Source organism: Algoriphagus aquimarinus (assembly GCF_007997215.1).
GTDB classification, from domain to species: Bacteria; Bacteroidota; Bacteroidia; order Cytophagales; family Cyclobacteriaceae; genus Algoriphagus; species Algoriphagus aquimarinus_A.
In genome coordinates, this window is sequence record NZ_VORW01000005.1 from 130,148 (window position 1) to 149,248 (window position 19,101).

Below are 19,101 nucleotides of genomic sequence, written 5' to 3' on the forward strand. Positions count from 1 at the left end.
TTGGATTCAACACTGAAACACAGGGAATCAATTTAACCCGAATTCAGAGTAATAGAAAGATCGAGCTTTGGCAGTAAGATCTAACGCATTGTTTTCGAAGCGTTTATCAAACTAACTGAACTGTAACGAAGCAGGGTATTTTAGGATTATATGAATAAATCTGAGATAGTTGGTTTAATGCAGTTTCGTTATCTTTATTCTTTAAGTACTTATCCTGACTCTAGTTTAACCCAATTTTTTATGGCAAAAGGAAAGAAAATAAATGTGCAAGGAACGGAGATTACAATTTTTAAAGGTCATTCTGAAGACTATCTTTCCTTAACTGATATTGCAAGGCATAAAGACGGTGCTAATACCGATGATATTATTAAAAACTGGTTGCGAAACAGAAATACAATAGAACTTCTGGGCTTTTGGGAAAAAATGTATAACCCTAATTTTAAACCCGTCGAATTCGACGGGTTTAGAAAGCAAGCTGGGCTCAACAGCTTCGTACTTACTCCGAAAAAATGGATTGAATCTACCAACGCAATAGGAATAATCTCAAAATCTGGTAGATATGGGGGAACTTTTGCTCATAAAGACATCGCATTTGAATTTGCCGCTTGGATATCAATTGAATTCAAACTTTATATCATTAAGGAGTTTCAACGTCTAAAAGAAGATGAAATCGAGCATGACTCAAGTATAAACCTTAGGAATGAATATTTTGCATGCGAGATTCCATGTGGCAATTAAAAAACAAGTTATAAACACATGAAAATAATCGCTTGAAGTTAAATTGGGACTTCCAAAGAACACTTGCCAAAGTAAACTACCACATTCATACTGACGCGATCAAGGAAAACCTAATCCCTCAAAAAGTAAGCGCCAAACAAAGCTCAATCATCTATGCTAATGAAGCTGATGTACTAAACATGGCTCTTTTCGGAATGACTGCTAAACAATGGCGTGATGCAAATCCCGATCTCAAAGGAAATATTAGAGACTATGCTACCATTGAGCAACTGGTAGTTTTATCCAACATGGAGAGCACCAATGCCTTACTGATCCATCAGGAACTCATCCAATCTGAACGATTGATCCAGCTTAACCAGTTGGCGATTACACAGATGAAATCTCTGGTTCAGCATAAAAAAGCACTTAATCAATTAAACAAATAAGTTTTGAATTGATCTATTATCCTCAACCACCACTAGCACATCCTAGCCAGCACCTATAATAGCTAACGGCATCACGATGATTGAGGCGGGAGTTTCCAGAGTGGTTCCGGTGGATTTAAGGGAGTTGCTGTAATCCACTTTCCCTACCTATTTACTTAGCGAAGGTGCTAAATGAAGGATTAACTTGTTTTGAAAGTAGCTATTTAACCTCAGTTCAACCCAACTCCCTATACTTTTCGCTCTCGGAAGTTGGGTTGCTGCTCTATGAAATGAGGTATCTCCTATCTGCCCAATCCATGGCTTTATAAAATGAATTGGGCTAGTTAATTGATGTTTTTTCTCAAAATACTAATACGTTACCATTACATATTATCTGGAGAGATTGGAGCTGGTACTAAGTTGCTAACAGGCTTAATACTTTTTAAGTACATAAACATGGCGTGGACATCCTCGTCGGTCAAACTAACAAAGTTAAACCATGGCATTGGGGGTAACAGCATTCGCTCATTTTCCAATCCTTTAAATTTACCTTCTGTGATTGCTTTTTTGAATTGCGCTTCTGTCCAATTCCCAGTTCCGGTTTCATCAGGTGTTAAATTACCGGCAAAGGAAACGCCCCAGGGTCCAGCAGCAGCTGTCAGATCGGGATAAAACATAGCGAAACCTTCTTTAATCAAAGGATCGTCAAACTTTAAAATTGGTCGATCTGCCGGATAACCAGACAACATTAATTCGGGAATTATTTCTGGTCCGTTTGCTCCCATTCTTTTAGGAGAGTGGCAGTCATTGCATCCCATAATTGCTATTAAGTACTGGCCTTTTTTCACAACATCATCTTCCGATTCTGCTACATAGCTTTCCTCATTGTTTTCTTGTTTAGTTGAGCAAGACGTACTCAAATAAGCAAAGGTGATCGCTAGTACTAATAAAATTGGAAGCTTTGTTTTTTGTGTTTTTTTCATTTTTTGGATTATTGTATGGAACTGACATGGCTATTCCATTACACTCCCTTTTTTTAGAAGTATTTGACAGTCTTTGATTTTATAAGGGGGTTAATCTATCGGAATGCTTGAAGCATTTAAAGAAAGCCATTTGTCAAAGTTTTGCAATTCCGGATTCAGCTCCTTAGACAATTCTTCGCTACGTACCGCGTTAAAATCCTCATTAAAATCTCTTTTAAACTGGAACATATTGCCCAAGTCATCAGCTCCCGGGAAGCCAAAACTGCGGTAAGTCTCTGGGCTTACATTATTATAAATCACATTGATATCCAAGGCTTTTGAAAGTTTTGCAGCCATTTCACCACCACTTAACTTTTCGCCCACAATACCTATCATTTCCCCAATAGATCCATTGCCTTTTTTGAATAGCCCATAGGCACATTTGCCTATATCTTCTGCAGCCATACCTGCTAATTTCTGGTCATCCATTGGGAATGCGATGTAGTAATTTCCATCCTCCCCTTTTTGTGGACCCATTCCAAAATGGATAAAATTATCCCAGAAAAAGGAAGTTCTTAATAATGTAACCGGTAAGCCAGCTTCCACCAAGAGTTTATCTGCAGCACCTTTTCCATCAAAATGGGGCACTTTGTATTTGCCTTGTAGCGTAGGCATTCTGTCGTCATCCAAGGGCACCCAGTTTCTGGTATCTTCCAGAGTTGACCAAATGACATGCTTCAAATTTGCTTCCTTGGCAGCCTTGGCGAAATCAGATACTTCTTGATATTCCTTTTCGGCTGAAAAATGTTCCCAGAAAAAAGTAACAAAGAAGGCTCCATAAGCTCCTTCCACAGCTTTTTTAATGCTAGCAGCATCATCAATATCTGCTTCTACTATTTCGGCACCTAAATGTGCCAAAGCTTTTGCTTTTTCAGAATTAGCATTTCTGGTAACAGCCCTTACCTTGAATTCTGAGTTGGTATCGGATAAAATAGCTCTTACAAGCCCTCCGCCCTGTGCCCCTGTGGCACCAAATACTGTAATGATTTTAGATTTTTCCATTAGTAATTAAAAGTTATTCTTACCCATAAAGCCTATAGGTTTTGGCCCGTTTTTTTGAGTGGTAGCTGGTCTCCACTGTTTATTCTTTGGTATTGGCAGTTAGCATCTTACTTCGATACGAACCATGATTCAGCAATTACTTTCGCATTTAAAAAGCCAACATAAAGCCTTCCTAATCCTTTTCCGATGGTTCGGTATTTTTGCAATCCATTACAAAGCCGGGCATATATCCATCAAACAAATAGGATACAATTTGACATTGCCACTTTACTCTAGCTTTCGATGTGGTAATACGCTGAAGGGCAGTCTCTTTTGCCTTTACAATCAGGATAGTGAGAGCAGAGCTCTTCTATTAATTAGTTTATAAAATAATACCTACTACTTCTGGAGGTATGTCCAGAAGGACGATAAAAGTTGGTTGGTTTTCTTATGCTAAAAGCTTGTTGCAAGAAAGAAAAAAATTGACGGTTCTCCATCCTAACTAGCGTATTTAAATACCTCATTTTCTAAATCTTACCTATTTACCTGTGAAGCTAGCTTTCGGTACGATGGATTACCATGATTGAAGCGGGAATTCCCAGAGTGGTACTGGTGGATTTAAGGGAGTGGGTTTAGGGATCAATCTGAGAGAAAGTATTTGATATCGAAACTAATGACTAGATTTTCTGATGAATGGAGCTTTAGTTTTTGGGTTTCCATATATCTTTAAGCTATTAGAAAAGAAAGTTGACTTATCATCATTGCGCACAATAAGCTCATCCTAGCCAGCACGGATATTATCTACGGGATTACGATGTTTGAGGCGGGTGTTTCGAGAGTGGTTCTAGCGAGTTTGAGGAAGTTGGCATAAAAACTCAGGCAATTAATGTCAATCAACTAAAAATACCCTGTACAGGGTATTTTTTTGATAAAAAAAACATAGAATATACATCACTTATCAAAATGTTAAAAAAGAGCAGGAAACATATTGAATTATTTGCTGGATGCGGTGGAATGGCAATAGGAATGGAAACTGCTGGTTTTTCATTGTTATTTGCCAATGAAGTTTCTCCTATGGCAAGTGATACATTTGCTCATAATTTATTAGGAATAGACATTTCTAAACCAAACAAAAAAGTACAATGGATTCATTCTCGTTACTCTATAGATGAATACGAAAAAAGACTTCGTGAGAACTTATTATCTCATGATATTGAAGAAAATTGTGAGCTTGAATTTAAGTCTGATTTGAGTGATTTAAATGGGAGTTTGTTAGTTGGTGATGTACGACATCTTCGAAATAAATTTATTAAGCATAAAATTAAAAATCCTTACAATGGAAATCTAGACTTAGTATCAGGCGGACCTCCTTGTCAAAGTTTTAGTTTAGCTGGTAAAAGACAATTGAATAATTATAAAAATAGACTTCCTCTTGACTTTGCTGAAATCTGCGAAACTATCCAACCTAAAGTTGTTCTTCTGGAGAATGTAAAAGGAATACTATCCGCATTTAAACAAGGGGACAGTAAGTTCTATGCTTGGTTCGAAGTAGCTAAAGCATTTGCGCTTAAGGGATTTGCACCGGTATGTATGCTGCTTAATTCAAAGTACTTTGGCGTAGCGCAAAACAGGCCTAGGTATATAATGCTTGCTTTTAGAGCTGATGTTTTCAATAAAATGATGGATAATTTTCCTAATAATGAAGTCTTATTAAAAGTTTCTACTTTTTTTAAAAAGGTACATTCTGATTTCGAGAATTTAAATCTTAAAGATTTAGACTATTATGATATAGAAAAAAACAATGAATTATTCGATGGAATTATTTTACCTAAACCTACGACATTTGAAAAAAAGAAATGGATTTCAGTACAAGAGTCAATAGATGACTTATCACTAAAAGGAGTACAAGAAAAGTCAAAATACGTTAAAGATATAAATGATCTTTTCGAAACTGACTTATTCACGCACAAAGATTTGCACAACCATAATCATAGAAATCATACCGAAAAGATTAAAAACAGATTTTTATTTTATCAAACTCTAAATTATGCAAATGGATTAAGAGATTCCATTTTCAGGAAGAAAAAGGGGGATTTGCATATTACAGAAGAAGAAATAAAAAAGCTTTATACTAGTTTACAATCTTCAGTCAAAGAATTCAATAAGATATTTGAATCTCAAATAATATTTGAGAAGTTTTTCAAGAGTGTTAGTTTAAGTAAAAAACACTCGCAACGTGCACTTATTCAAGCACTACCGTCACCTGCTCAACTTACAATACCAGATGATATTTGTCATTATTCACTTTTTGAAAGTCGAGTACTTACAGTTAGAGAGATGGCAAGAATTCAAAGTTTTCCAGACTGGTTCATTTTCAAAGGGAAAGAAACTACAGGAGGTAATAATAGAAGGTTTGAAGTACCTCAATACACTCAAGTTGGTAATGCAGTTCCTCCAAAATTAGCTCTTAGTCTTGGAAGACACATTAGTTTATTGTTAACAAAAATTGAAAATAATGGATAGAAAAACCTGAAAATATTTTTTTTCAAAATTTGGAAAAATAAAAAAAGTAATATAGTTTTTAATATATAACAAATCAATCAAAGTTAAATATTATTTAAAATTTTTAATGAATCATAAATCTTTATAATTGCTATGATGAATTATTTTGAATGGAATAATAAAATATTCGATTTTTTCTTTAATAAAAACACTAATTATATAATAATTTTAACCGCTTCACGTCGAATTCTAAGTGAAATCTCTCAAGAGGATAGTGAAACTGCATTTATAAATTTTAAAACAGCTATAAAGAATGGGCCATTAGATACAGAAAGATATCATTATGATGAAGGTTTTAATATTATTGAAATAGCTTACTGGTTAAAAACATCATGGAGAAATAATAAATTATATTATTCAAGAAGTAATCAGGCTCGTTTGTGGATTATAGACCCAAATTACCCCCCTCCTTATTTAGCATATTTATTCTTCCTAATTTTGGAAGTTCGTCAAAACGATTCATCATACTGGAGTGGAATAAACAAGATTCTTGAAATGCCGAAATTAGGCTCAAAAGATGGGTTATTAATATTAGACTTACTTGAAGATCTTCACAAATTTGATTCAAATTTTTATTTTCAAAATATTTACCCTTCTGGGGCATGGCTTTATGTTGGGACACTTTATAGTCAAATCCCTATCACATTAGAGGAGGAAAAATTAACTATTGCAAGGCTAATTTTAGGAGGTTTTGAAAAAGACCAATTAATACAATCAAATGGTGAAATTATAGTAGGTGATGATGAATTAATCTCAATATTTAATTCCTATTCGAAACCAAACTTACGAAAGGGAATAAATAACCTATTGAGTAAAGACGATAACTATAGAAGTTTTGTAGAAGATTATTTTATTAATGAATTTAAAAATTTTAGTTGGGACATCAATGAACAGTTCCTATCAGAAGTAAAAATTTCAGAGACACCAAATGAAGTTAAACTAGGTATTAAAATAATATCAGATACTTTTACAGGTAAAAAAACATTCCAATTAGTTGCCGCTTACCACGATGAAAAGCAACATGATCAGAGCTTAGGAGAACAATTAAAAGTTGGTAAAGACATTCTTACAATTAAATCAATTAAAACTTCTAATTCACTTATAATAGGTGAGTTGAACAAAAAACATATAGAAGATTTAAAGTCCAAGATGTTGGATGTTTTTTTGGGGCCAGAAATTTCGTCTTTACCTAGTTTTAAGGAGAAAAAGAATCGATTTTTCTATTATCATAGTTCTAACTTTTTCTTGGAAGAAGAAAACTTTCATAATACAAATCGTAATAGTTTTTACCTGATGACTGTTGATGAAAATATAACTGAAATAGAGGGGTCAAAATTCATTAGGGCCTTTGATGATGAAGGAATTAGATTATTTGAATTTTCACCAAATCTCAGTGAGGAGCAGTTTACCAAGGTTCAGTTATTATTGGGTGTTAAAGGGCTTGGCAAAATATCTTTGATGGGCGAGTTTTTGCTTGATAGAAGGAAAAAGATTGTTGATGGGTACCCTTATTATTTTGAATACACAGGACCAATAGGATGTCCCGAACTTTTTGCAATAACAGAGGAACATCAGGTGAAAATCAAATTGGAACCACTCTCAGATCAGGACAACAAATTTATCTTACCGATCGAATTTTCTAAAGATGTGGATTTTAGAATTATAGATAATACCCAAGGTGTTAGGTCTCCAAAATATTGCTATTCAAATTTGGATGTTATTGATGCGACTAATTTAACAAGAGCTTCAAAAGATAAAGATGGAAAGCACGAAGGAACTAGTAATATTTATAGTGACTTTGCAGATATTCATCTTGATAAGGAAACTCAATCACTAGCTAATAAGAATAATACATTCTTTGTCTTTTTTAAAGAGCAGAATTCTTATAAATCATTCAGTGAAAATGACTTTAATGAAGAATCATTAGGAAATAAACTTCTTGCTTTTCTGGGAGGAAAGGAAACTAAATGGAGTTATGTTAAAGATAAACTTGAAGAATTTTTTCCAGAATATTTGGAAAAACCTGAGAATTCAAGTTTGTTCTATTTATTAGAAAATTGGAGAGATTTAGGATACTTGGATTTTGATTCAGAAAGCAAATTGATTACAACCCCTCCTCCAACGTTATTATTTACACAGTCTGAAGATGGAGTTAGAGCTTTTTTATCTGGCTTTAGAGATGCTAGGCTTGTCAACCATCTGAAAACAATACGTAAAGTAGATGGAGTACCTGTAAAAGTATATCTCGAAATTCAGAACCATGATTTTTTACCACAATCAATTTTTATTCATGGTGAATATAGTCATATAGAGAGGGTTGTAAGTCATTTAAAAATAGATTGGAATGAATTAGATTATCCTATAGACGGTAAATACATTTCTTCGATCCATAACAGCAAAATCTATCAACTTAAATGTCTCTTGTATCAGCATTCCGTTTTAAAATTCAGAGATAATTATTTTTCACTAACAAGATTTAAACTGAAAGGGAAAGAAGAAATAAGGGATGACCATAAAAAAGAAATATTCAATGTTGATTCACTCAAGTGGGAGGCAACTACAAAAAAAATACTAGAATTTGGAAATGATCCTATGCTTGTTCGCTATAAAGATTCTGGCGGGTTCACCTTTTGGTATGTTTATAGAATCAATGGAGAAAGCTATGTTCTCCCAAATTACCAACTTTGTTTATTTAGCCTGCTAGCATTAAAAAACAAAAGCATTCTACTCAAAAGAAAAGTTAACGAAGAGCATTTTGATTTATTGGTTCCATTCGGACCAGTCAAGCTGCCCTATTGGATAAACAAGTGTTTGGTGTTATTGAAAGCGAAATTACCTTCTACAGAATTTATAGGTAAAAAGGCTTACAGTAAATATGAAGGAGTCCATATAAAATTTCTTAACATTATAAGTGAAAAGCTCGAGCAAGAAATTGAAGAAATAACAGTTTAAAAGGAGAATAACATGATAGACCCAATTGGTACTTTTACAAACATACGAGATCGTTACATATCATATATTGAGACTGCATTTGGTACGCGATTCGAAGAATTCAATGAGGCCAGAAGAAAGCTTCTCCACCAATCAGGTGTCTTGTACCAACAACCCTGGGTGGAGCCAATTCCAGATTATAAATCTTCATCAAGCTATATCGCTAATGCAGATGCGAGTAAAGAGCTTGCTTCAGAGGATATCAATGGGTATTTCACTCCAGCAGAACTGAAGACATTTAAAGAGTTTGTGAAAAAAGGACTCTTCCCGGGAGATTTCCCATTGTATCTACATCAGCTACAAATGCTCCAAAAAGCGACTGCTGGGAAAAATTGCGTAATTACTTCAGGTACAGGTTCTGGTAAAACAGAGTCATTTTTACTGCCGCTATTTGCTTATCTGATAAAAGATCTTGAAAAGTATACCAATCAGTCGGAAAGTGTTAATCCTAGAGGGCCCCAAACTCCTGGGTTGGGTGTAGGTGAAGTAGAGTTAAAATCGATGAGAGGTAGGACCTTTTCAAGCCTTAGTAGCGCAGTTTTGCAACGTAATAATTGTCAAAAACCTGCAGCAATGAGAGCAATGATTATCTACCCAATGAATGCATTGGTGGAAGATCAATTATCAAGATTAAGACTAGCCTTAGATTCTGATGAAGTTCGGGAATACTGTGATGATGCATTGAACGGTCATAGAATTTATTTCGGTAGATATAATGGCGAGTCTCCTATTGCAGGAAATCTTCATAGAGAGAAGAATGGAGAACTTGAAAAGAATACTTATAAATGGAACGAATTAGCCTCAACTTTAAGTGAGATCGGTAATCAATTTCAGGCAGTAAGAGATAGTGTGAATGCAAGAATTGAGAAGTTTGAAAAGGCCATTTCAAATGAACCTAATAAGGAGACAAAAAACTCATTAAGGGTAGAATTAGAGGAATTTAAAAAATCTATACCTGAAAAATATGCAAAGTATCAACGACTAGATGGGGCTGAAGTGAGGAGTCGTTTTGATATTCAACAAACTCCTCCTGACATTCTCATTACCAACTTCTCTATGCTCAGTATCATGATGATGCGTGATGTTGATGAACCTATTTTTCAGAAGACCCGTGATTGGTTAGAATGCAAGGATTTACCAGGAGATGAACGTGAAAATGAAAAAAATAATAGAATTTTTCATGTAATCATAGATGAATTACACTTATATCGAGGAACTGCTGGTACAGAAAATGCATATCTCATAAGAATTTTACTGCATAAATTGGGTTTGAGTGCTAATTCTGATCAGGTTAAGTTTTTAGCCTCAAGTGCATCGCTTGAAGGAGAAAAAGGAACTCAAGCATTTGAGGATAGTCAATCCTTTTTAAAAGGATTTTTTGGTCTTAAAGAAGATATGGAAGTTATTCCCGGTGAGGTAAAGGACGTTGCTGCTGTTGAGGGAAAATTAGATGATAAAGCTTTTGAAGCATTTAAAATACTTGGCGAAATCGCTGAACGATTGAATGGAGACGAACCAAGTGAAGGTGAGTTCGAAAAGTTGAAAAATTGTGCGGAGAAATTGATGGGTAAAGAGCCATCAAAAGATGGGTTTGAGCATTTACTAATGTCTATGAATACTAGTCATATGCAATCTTTACTTTCTTCAATCTTTAAAATTCAAGAAAAAGATGATAAAAAGGCCAGAAGTAGGGCTATCCCTTCTCATGAGCCCGCAGAAAATGAACGTGCCCCCTTCTATTCAGTTTCCAAATCACTATTCGGTCATCTGAATAAAGAGGATGAAGATCGAGCGACAGCTGTAAGAGGATTGTTCTATGTCAGAGGACTATTTGATTCATCTCTGAACAAAACTAAATACCGTGTTAGAACGACGTTACCGAGATTTCGATTTCACCTTTTTATTAGAAACGTTGAAGGAGTATGGTGTACCTTAAAAGATGATCCTGCTGGTGATATTTCAGAAAATGAAAACCAGAATCCTTTCGATAGCCTTTTACCAAAGCTATCTATCAATGAAAAAGGGAAAAAAGTTTTTGATGCTCTTTACTGCGAAAACTGCGGTACTGGTTTCGTAGGCGGAAATTTTATGGAAGCGCCCCTTGAACAAAGAGACCAAGGTTATTTTGGAGAATTAATATCAAACGATAAAGACCTACAGAAAGCACCAAATGAATCGACGGAAAGCCAAATTGATTATAGATCATGTCAAGAGTATGGGGTTTTTTGGCCAAAAAAAAGAATAGCTGATGATGAAACTATTAATGACTTGGATAATTGGAAGAAGGCAGCCATCTCTGTTAGTACAGGTCAAATAAAGGATCATTTAAGCCAAAAAGATGTAAGTGGCTTCTTCTATGCACCTACCGAAAGAAATGACAAACCGAAAAGTGCCATGCCATTTACTTGCCCTCATTGTGCTTCTGATTATACAACAAGAAAGGCAAGGAAATCCCCAGTAAGAGGGTTCAGATCAGGTTTTGCCAAGACGAATCAAATACTTGGAAAGTCCCTGTTCACTAATCTAACTTATAGTAAGTCAAAGCCGAGAAAACTTGTAAGTTTTTCTGACAGTAGAGAGGATGCGGCTGTTTTCTCAAGCGACATTGAACATGAGCACTATCAAGAATTAGTCAGACAGTTCATCATTAATAAAAGGGATCTGCTTCAAAAGTTAAGCGAACTCGTGAATCATGATGAAAGAAAAGAAACTGACAACTTTAAGCAGTTAGCGATAGAAATAGGTAGTTCAGCAAATGTGATTCGCGAGAAAATTCGAGTTATAAAGGATGATTATGCTACTCCAGATGAGATTCTGGGAGCTCAAGAATATTTGGAATTAGTTAAGGAAAAAGTATATGAAGTAGATAGACTTAGTGACTCGCTACTAAATGACTTGATCCGACTAAATATGAATCCTGCTGGTCCTTCAGCTTCAATGCAAGAAATTGATGATCATAATTGGAAAGATTTTTTTGATTGGGATTCGTTTGCATTTAAAGGTTACAATGGAATAACTCCTGATAAAAAGAAAGAATGTTTAGATGATTTTAAGAAACCTTTATTGAAAGGAATCAACTCATTTTTATTTGGAAAACTCTATTTTGGGATGGAGTCTTCGGGAATAGGACATGCAACATTAAAGACGAAAATCAAGATACCTAAAGGGTTTGAAGACTTTCCTTTTATTGATGCTGTCAACAGTTTTATCCGATTACTGGGTACCAACTACAGAGTCATTCCTTCGGATTTTGTTTTTGACTTAAACAGTTGGGACACATACAATAATGAAAATCCTATTCCTACAGGGTACAGAGGAAACTCTGGTCAAAAGCCTCCTAAAAACAAAGTAAGAAGATATATTCGGGCTCTATCCCAAAAGCATAACATAGAGGAACAAACCATTGGTGATGCATTAATTAATGCAGTTCGGCAACATCATCCAAATTCCATTTTGAGATTAGAAAATCTTGCGATTAAGTATGCCAATGATGATCACAAAATTCATAAATGTCAGGATTGTGGTCAAGTGCATCTACATTCTTCTGCTGGAGTATGTGTCTTTTGTTACTCTGATAATCTTATAGAAGAAGAAAGTAATGAACAGAATTTCTTAATTGATGGAATCCTAAATAGCAATGAAAAGCCATTTCGTTTTAGAAGTGAAGAGCTTACAGGTCAAACGGACAACCAATTAGAAAGGCAAAGACATTTTAATGAAGAGATAAATGAGAGTCATCCTGAATTGTATGCGATCGATATGCTGAGTGTAACCACAACACTTGAAGTAGGAATTGACATTGGCTCATTGCAAGCAGTTTATCAAGGAAACATGCCACCACAACGATTTAATTACCAACAAAGGGTTGGTCGAGCAGGTCGAGCAGGTCAAGCGTTCAGTTTAGCTCTTACTTTCTGCAGAGGTAGAAGTCACGACGAATACTACTTTAGAAATCTTCATAGAATCACAGGAGATTTGTCACCAGTCCCTTTCCTGAGTCAGGATCAAAAGGAAATTTTATACAGAATGCTCTCAAAAGCACTTTTGCGAAGTTTCTTTTCACAAAATCCAACATGGACTACAAACGATCCAACCAGTGGTGTTCATGGTGAGTTTGGAAACGTAGAGGATTTCATCAGAACAAATGCAATAGACACTCTGTCTAATTGGATAGAGGATGAGGGGAACTTCAAACCAATTTGGGACAGTCTGACTAGCTGTCTTTATAAAAATGGCGAAATAGTTCAACAAGACTATGGATTATTTCAGGAGGCGTTTCTACGGAAGATATTTACTGATCGAATACAGAACACAATTGCAAATCCTAAAAGCAATGATTTAGCAGAGGCCCTGGCGGAAGATGGTTTGTTACCAATGACAGGCATGCCCACAAGACAGAGAGAGCTCATTACCGGATTTATAAGAATCGGCGATGAATATAAAGCTCAAACTATAAGTAGATCTTTGGATATGGCTATTTTCGAATTTGCTCCAGGTGCTCAAAAATCGAAGGACAAATCTATTTTCACAAGTATTGGTCTCTGCTCATCATTTTCTGGTATCAGAAAAAATTATGCTGAAAATGGCCGATATGCCTTTGATAGTTTTGGAGATCCAATTTCATCCAAAGAATGGGTATTTATCAATGAGAATAACAATATCATTAGAACAAAAGAATATGAATTGGATGATAATAAGGAAGAGATAAAAGAACCGGGTGAAGATGCTTTTTTAGTGGTAACACCAAATGCTTTTAGAACAGATTGGCATTTAGAGCCTCAAGACAGAGAAGTAGATCAAATTGTGAGAACTTCAAAAGCGCCAGTCTTTTCAGAAATGATTGATGAAGCATCTGAAAAAAAGTTTAAAAATGCAATCAAAGGGTTATCTGTCCAAAATAGAACATGGAGAATTAACCACAACAATAAAGAAGAGTATGCTTTTAAGGAGATAGGTACTCATTTTTCGGATCAGAGAAAATATGTTAAGCAAGATGATGGTTCGATAATATGTGTAGAATTACCTTCTCTTCTTGGAGATAAATGGAAAGATGCAGTTAGAGGAAGTTTTTTGCAGGATATCAATGAAAAATATCCAGACAATCTTCCAAACTGGAATAAATACAGTTTAGGGGCTAGCAAAACAACGAACACATTTAGAATTTCTCTAGCAAAACTTAGTGGTCAATTAGAAATAAATCCTTTTACTCATGGCATGCAAGCTATAGCCTCCAAAGGAGCTTTTTACTCAGCTGCCTTTTTACTCCAAAGGACTCTTGCTGATAATCTGGATGTCTCCCCAGAGGAAATAGAAGTTGCTGCGATAATTCAAAGAAACATCAATGACGGTTCCGATAGGTCCACTGGGAGAATCATCTTAGCAGATGAACTATCCAATGGGTCTGGGTTTGTTAAGCACCTAGCCGATAATTTAGATTTCTTTCTAGAAATGTGCACGGATCCTACTGATGATCCGAAACATAAGTTTGCAAAGAGTTTTATCAATGAGAAGCATGCCAAAAATTGTGCGACTGCATCTTACGAAGACCTAAAAAACTATCGGAACCTTAATTATCATGGTATTCTTGATTGGCGACTGGCTGTAAGCCTTTTAAGACTAATGAAGGATGAGAATTACGTCGTTGGTCTTGATGGAAAATTCGATGAGTATATCGATATAGCAGATTGGCCAGAAATAGCTGAACGACTGTCTAAATCATTGATTGATATTCTTCCAGAAGAAAAGAATAGTCGATTGATTATTGACAACTCTCGGATTCCAATGATTAGGTTCGAAGATCAGGGATTAGAATTTGCTATCTGTATTGTGCATCCATTTTGGGCAACAGGATCACATTGGCCAGAAGAAAATATTCTTCAAAAATTCATTGTTGACCAAAATTTAAACCCAGAAAATATATTCTTCATTGACACTTTCAACCTAGAGAGGCAATTGAGTACTAGCTACTCAACTTTCATTAGCTGGATCAGAAATAAATCCGCTCAAGATTGAAGAAGATTGAAACCATAAGCCCAAGCCAAATAGCTATGCTGAAAACGTGTAGACTTAAGCTTTTGCATTACAAGCAATATGGAGAGAAAGGTTATTCAGATCACCCATCTACGGTATTAGGTAATTTGATTCATAAAATGTATGAAATAGCATCCAGTAAAAAATTGGATGATCAAAGCTTCGAAAAGCATTGGAAAGAAGAACTGGCTAAAGCGAGTGCTCAATATTTCAAGAACGAATTAAATCTTATTTATTCTCCTATTGAGTTTTGGGCTCCATACTATTCAATCAAAAAAGGTCAAACCAAAAAAATAATTCTTAAATCTGCAAAGGAACCTGCACCCAATAAAAATTCAAAAAAGGGAGAGGGGTTTTATGTTGAACAGTCTTTTAAGTATGGAGTCCTTAAGGGTAAGCCTGATTCAGTTTATGTAAAGGATGGCTACAGCAGGTTAATTGACTTTAAAACAGGACCAATTTATAAAAAACAGGGTAACCAGTATGTTATAAAAGATGAGTATAAGATTCAGCTGAAAGCATATGGATTTTTAGTAATGAAGAAAAAGAAAATTAGTGCTCCTAGAATTAACCTTATACTTCAACAAGTGAATGGTCAGCGAACTGAACCTATTAACTTTTCAAATGAAGAATATGAGAATTTCTATTACGAGGCAAAAGCATCAATTGATGAAATAAACAACTATGTTGATTCGAATAGTATTGACCTTTTAGGAAGTCCCAGTGAGTCAAATTGTAAGTTTTGTCTGTTTAAACCCAAATGCCATAGCTTCCTAAGTTATTTGGACGCAAATAACGTTCCCTATGCGGTGATAATAGAAACTCCTGATGAAATAATTTCAACAAATAATGGAATTCGTTTTCATGATTTCTATTTGTGGGGCATTCCGCCTAATACGGAATTGGAGATAAGAGGAGTTGGAAAAAAGAAAGTATTAATCTGTAACTTGTCCAAATCTAATTCAAATAATACCTACTATTGGAAAAAACAATCTCAGGTTTATATAATTTAAATAAAACCTAATTGTCATTTTTTCACTTTCTGGGGGTAGTATAATCTCCAGTTGGACTAAACATAGTTATAAACTACGCTTTTTTATTCTTCAGGAATTTGTAATTCCTCCTCCCCAAATTAAATTTATGTCAGATTTAGAGGTTATTAGCCAAATAATAATCAAGAACTTAGATAAAATAAATTCATCATTTAAATCCTTATAGAAATATGGCTTTATTAGGCAAAATACTATTTGAAAATATTGACAAAATATCTCCTAGATCAGGAGAAGTCATAGGAGATGTTATTATTGGAAAAGAATATCTTCAAATTCGCACATATGCAATGGGTGATCAAGAAAGGGAAAGGGGATCAAAACAAAATATTCAGTTCAATAAAAAAATGGCAGAAGAGTTCAAAAAAATATTGGAACAATTCATAAATCAGCCATAATTCTCAACATCTATTTTTTTCAATCCAGAATTCACGATTAGATTTGATCGCATGTTTGCGGTTTTGCCAGTCATAGCCATGCCAGAAAGCTCCATCTACAAAGATGACGAGTTTGTATTTTTTGAGGCTGATATCAGGCTTCCCAAATAATGGCTTCTTCGGAGTTTTATACCTCACTCCTGCTTGCCATAAAGCTTTCTTCAATAGTTTTTCAGGCTTGGTATTTTTCCCTTTGATTTGCGACATATTGAAGGAACGGGCTTTGGTAGTATAAAAACCGTTCTCCTCAGAGAACTGTGGGATTGCAATTTTGGGGCGTATGTAGGGTTTATTCTTCAAAGAGTTCCTTGATATGAATTTCCAGCGCTTTGGCTAGTTTTTCTATTACTTCGAGGGATACATTCCGTTTTCCCTGCTCAATGCCTGAGATATAAGAACGGTCCAATTCCGAAAATGATGCAAGTTTTTCCTGGGACATTCCTCTGACCTTTCTAAGTCCCTGAATTCGTAAACCAAAACTTTGCTTTATGTCCATTTAAGATTTGCGCGTTTTAATACTGTGGACTATTGTCAACATTTTGAATTTAATTGTTATATTTATACAGCTTCTTCTGATACTAAAACTAGCAAAATCCAATGTATCTATCCCATCTACCTTCTATAATTCCAAACTGGGAAATCGTCGAGAATGATGAAGAATATCACTATCTGGAACTGTCCGGTTATTCAGGTGAGTTTCGAATTTACCTGACTGAAGATCGATATGAAAATCCAGATAAACCATACAAACTAGGATTCGATCAGACTAAAGGAATTCTCGAAAGGTTTGATTACTCCACCCTTGAGGCAGACTCCTTATATTCTACACCGAAGGAAGCTGTACAAGAGATGATGGAGGTGATCAAATCAATTACAGATTTATACAATGAATTTCTACCAGTAACCAATGAAGTATTTCTCGCATTGGGTGATGCCAGGCATTTTGATAGCATTCAAAACATCCTTGGAGGAGAGACCAAAATAGCTGATTATAAAGGTCAATCGCTTGTATTTAGAAAAGTAAGCTTGACTTGGGGAAGCCTTAGCTACGAAGATGCTGCAATCAAATCAATCAAATTTCTTACAGAACAAAGTCCATTTCAGACAGATGACTTTAGCGATTGCTTTTTATGCAATGAAAAGTTTGATTGGATTGGTGGAATAGAATTGGGAACATTGAAACACGAGAGTCATTCCTGAATTTTAAAAGCCTGAACGAGCCAATTCCTCCATTCCTTTACCAGGCATCCGCAAAGCTATCCGCGGGGTGATATTGGGATTTGGCTAAAGCCCCGTTTGGGAATGTTATCAACAATTAGGAATGGGCTAAAGCCACATTCCTATTGATAGCAATGCCAAACTAAAATCGGAGTATCCAACTGTTGCCATTTGGTCTGGTGTTATTTGCGTTGACTATAAAATCTACAAGGATTTATTTAGTGTATTTAAATCTGCTTTGAAAAAGTATATGAAAAAAGGACGGCTCGATCGAACCATCCTTTTAATTAATAAGCGCTATTTATGATCTGTTTCACCTCAATGGCTTACATCGTATTTTTAGGCCTCTCAAGATAAAAGGCTTATAATTATGGCCCGCATGCAAAACCAACACATGGTGTAAACAGCTCAAAACAACCTGATTTGTTATCAGATTCTTCGATTGGATTTAAAAGTACCCAAGCTTCATTCAAATAGATATCGCATTTTCCATAATCAGTGCCATTTCCAAAGGCCTTATTATTTTTTATAATATTTCCCTTACTCAAGGAATTAAGGGTGTAAAGTGAGATTCCATGATATTGATGATTAAGAAATTCATTATTTGTAATTTCATTGAAATCACCTATTTCAGATAGGGCAATACCTTGCAAGCTATTTTTTGACCTATTTCCCTTGATTTGATTATTATCGCTATGGCCTATATTGGAGTTACCTGTTATCCAAATATCCGGATTTCCGTTATTCGAGAATTCGTTATTGCTAATCAGATGATTGTCACTATCTCCAATTAGGCGAAGTCCACTATTCCAACCATCATAAATGTGGTTGCCTGAAACCGTGTTTTGGAAAGAAGGGACATTGCCTTCTGCTGAATAACTTAATATTATACCATAATGCACATTTGATATATTATTATTTTCAAAGCTAGATTCCCTCACCCCAAAAGTTATAATTCCATATGCAAAATTAGTAAAAATGTTGTTAGCAATGGTGTTATTTTTCAATGTTAGTCCTTTAACACTTTGAGCAACTATCGAATAAAGAGAGGTTTCATATAACACAAAGTTTGGCGGGGAAGTCAAATTGATCGTAAATCCTTCAATACTCACATCATCTGCATTTATTACAAATCCACCGTTTAGTATGATCTCTCCTAGCTTTTTTGCTTCAATTTTAATTCCTCTTGTGGTAATAACGACTTGCTCTTCATAAATCCCGGATTCAACGGTAATAGAAGCATTTTCTCCAGCATTATCCACCGCTTCTTGTATTGTGGCATAGTCTTCGGGAACATTAATCTTTTCTTTCTTTTCTTTCTTGAAATTCTCCGAATTAGCTAATCTCGTTTCATTTTTTTGCAAAATTCCCTTAATCCCGTTCTCCATCGCCAGTATATCGATTTCGATACCAGTGTCAAGCCCCTGATTTAATTCATCTTGTAGATTGAGCTTTGGATCTTCTCCATCGATGTTACAGCTTACCATGATCGCGGCGATCATGGAGAAAAATAATAGTTTTTTCATTACAAAATATATAAAGTTAGCATGTAAGGTATGTTAATTAATCAGTTAAAAAATATATATTAAATTGTTTATTTTGATTATTATAAAACTTCAAATTATTGCATAATTTATTTATTACAGAATCTTTATTATGATATTATATT

General features: G+C 35.0%; 11 protein-coding genes and 1 pseudogene. 7 read left to right on the forward strand and 5 right to left on the reverse strand.

The features are described 5' to 3' along the window. Positions 1–240 precede the first annotated feature (240 nt). Positions 241–1,163: pseudogene (locus tag ESV85_RS10755) on the forward strand (KilA-N domain-containing protein). Between the two features lie 362 nt (positions 1,164–1,525). On the opposite strand, the gene ESV85_RS10760 reads toward ESV85_RS10755, so the two are convergent. After that, a complete protein-coding gene (locus ESV85_RS10760; RefSeq protein ID WP_146917452.1) occupies positions 1,526–2,125 on the reverse strand; it encodes a c-type cytochrome in 600 nt (199 codons plus the stop codon). Positions 2,126–2,215: 90 nt separating this feature from the next. Next, on the reverse strand, positions 2,216–3,166 hold the full coding sequence (locus tag ESV85_RS10765) for an NmrA/HSCARG family protein (protein WP_146917454.1): 951 nt from the start codon (positions 3,164–3,166) through the stop codon (positions 2,216–2,218). Positions 3,167–4,108: 942 nt separating this feature from the next. On the opposite strand from ESV85_RS10765, the gene ESV85_RS10770 reads away from it, so the two are divergent. From ESV85_RS10770 to ESV85_RS10790, 5 genes are all read left to right on the forward strand, one after another. After that, entirely contained in the window at positions 4,109–5,668 is a 1,560-nt protein-coding gene (locus tag ESV85_RS10770) for a DNA cytosine methyltransferase (protein ID WP_146917456.1), read from the forward strand. 135 nt (positions 5,669–5,803) lie between these two features. Beyond that, on the forward strand, positions 5,804–8,659 hold the full coding sequence (locus ESV85_RS10775) for a hypothetical protein (protein WP_146917457.1): 2,856 nt from the start codon (positions 5,804–5,806) through the stop codon (positions 8,657–8,659). A 12-nt stretch (positions 8,660–8,671) separates the two neighbouring features. After that, positions 8,672–14,710, forward strand: a complete 6,039-nt coding sequence (locus ESV85_RS10780) for a DEAD/DEAH box helicase (protein ID WP_146917459.1) — start codon at positions 8,672–8,674, stop codon at positions 14,708–14,710. Further along, positions 14,707–15,741, forward strand: coding sequence for a PD-(D/E)XK nuclease family protein (locus tag ESV85_RS10785; protein ID WP_146917460.1), 1,035 nt, complete (start codon positions 14,707–14,709; stop codon positions 15,739–15,741). Before ESV85_RS10780 ends, ESV85_RS10785 begins: the two co-directional genes overlap by 4 nt. A gap of 209 nt (positions 15,742–15,950) precedes the next feature. Continuing rightward, complete coding sequence (locus ESV85_RS10790; RefSeq protein WP_146917462.1) at positions 15,951–16,175, forward strand: hypothetical protein; 225 nt, start codon at positions 15,951–15,953, stop codon at positions 16,173–16,175. A 3-nt stretch (positions 16,176–16,178) separates the two neighbouring features. Here the strand turns inward: ESV85_RS10790 and ESV85_RS10795 are convergent, their stop codons facing one another. Both ESV85_RS10795 and ESV85_RS10800 read right to left on the reverse strand, forming a co-directional pair. Continuing rightward, positions 16,179–16,514, reverse strand: coding sequence for a very short patch repair endonuclease (locus ESV85_RS10795; RefSeq protein ID WP_223275972.1), 336 nt, complete (start codon positions 16,512–16,514; stop codon positions 16,179–16,181). After that, a complete protein-coding gene (locus ESV85_RS10800; protein ID WP_146917464.1) occupies positions 16,504–16,710 on the reverse strand; it encodes a helix-turn-helix domain-containing protein in 207 nt (68 codons plus the stop codon). Before ESV85_RS10800 ends, ESV85_RS10795 begins: the two co-directional genes overlap by 11 nt. Before the next feature lie 101 nt (positions 16,711–16,811). Here ESV85_RS10800 and ESV85_RS10805 point away from each other — a divergent pair, with 101 nt between their 5' ends. After that, entirely contained in the window at positions 16,812–17,414 is a 603-nt protein-coding gene (locus ESV85_RS10805; RefSeq protein WP_146917465.1) for a hypothetical protein, read from the forward strand. A 386-nt stretch (positions 17,415–17,800) separates the two neighbouring features. On the opposite strand, the gene ESV85_RS10810 is transcribed toward ESV85_RS10805, so the two are convergent. Continuing rightward, a complete protein-coding gene (locus tag ESV85_RS10810) occupies positions 17,801–18,958 on the reverse strand; it encodes a nitrous oxide reductase family maturation protein NosD (RefSeq protein WP_146917467.1) in 1,158 nt (385 codons plus the stop codon). Positions 18,959–19,101 lie beyond the last annotated feature (143 nt).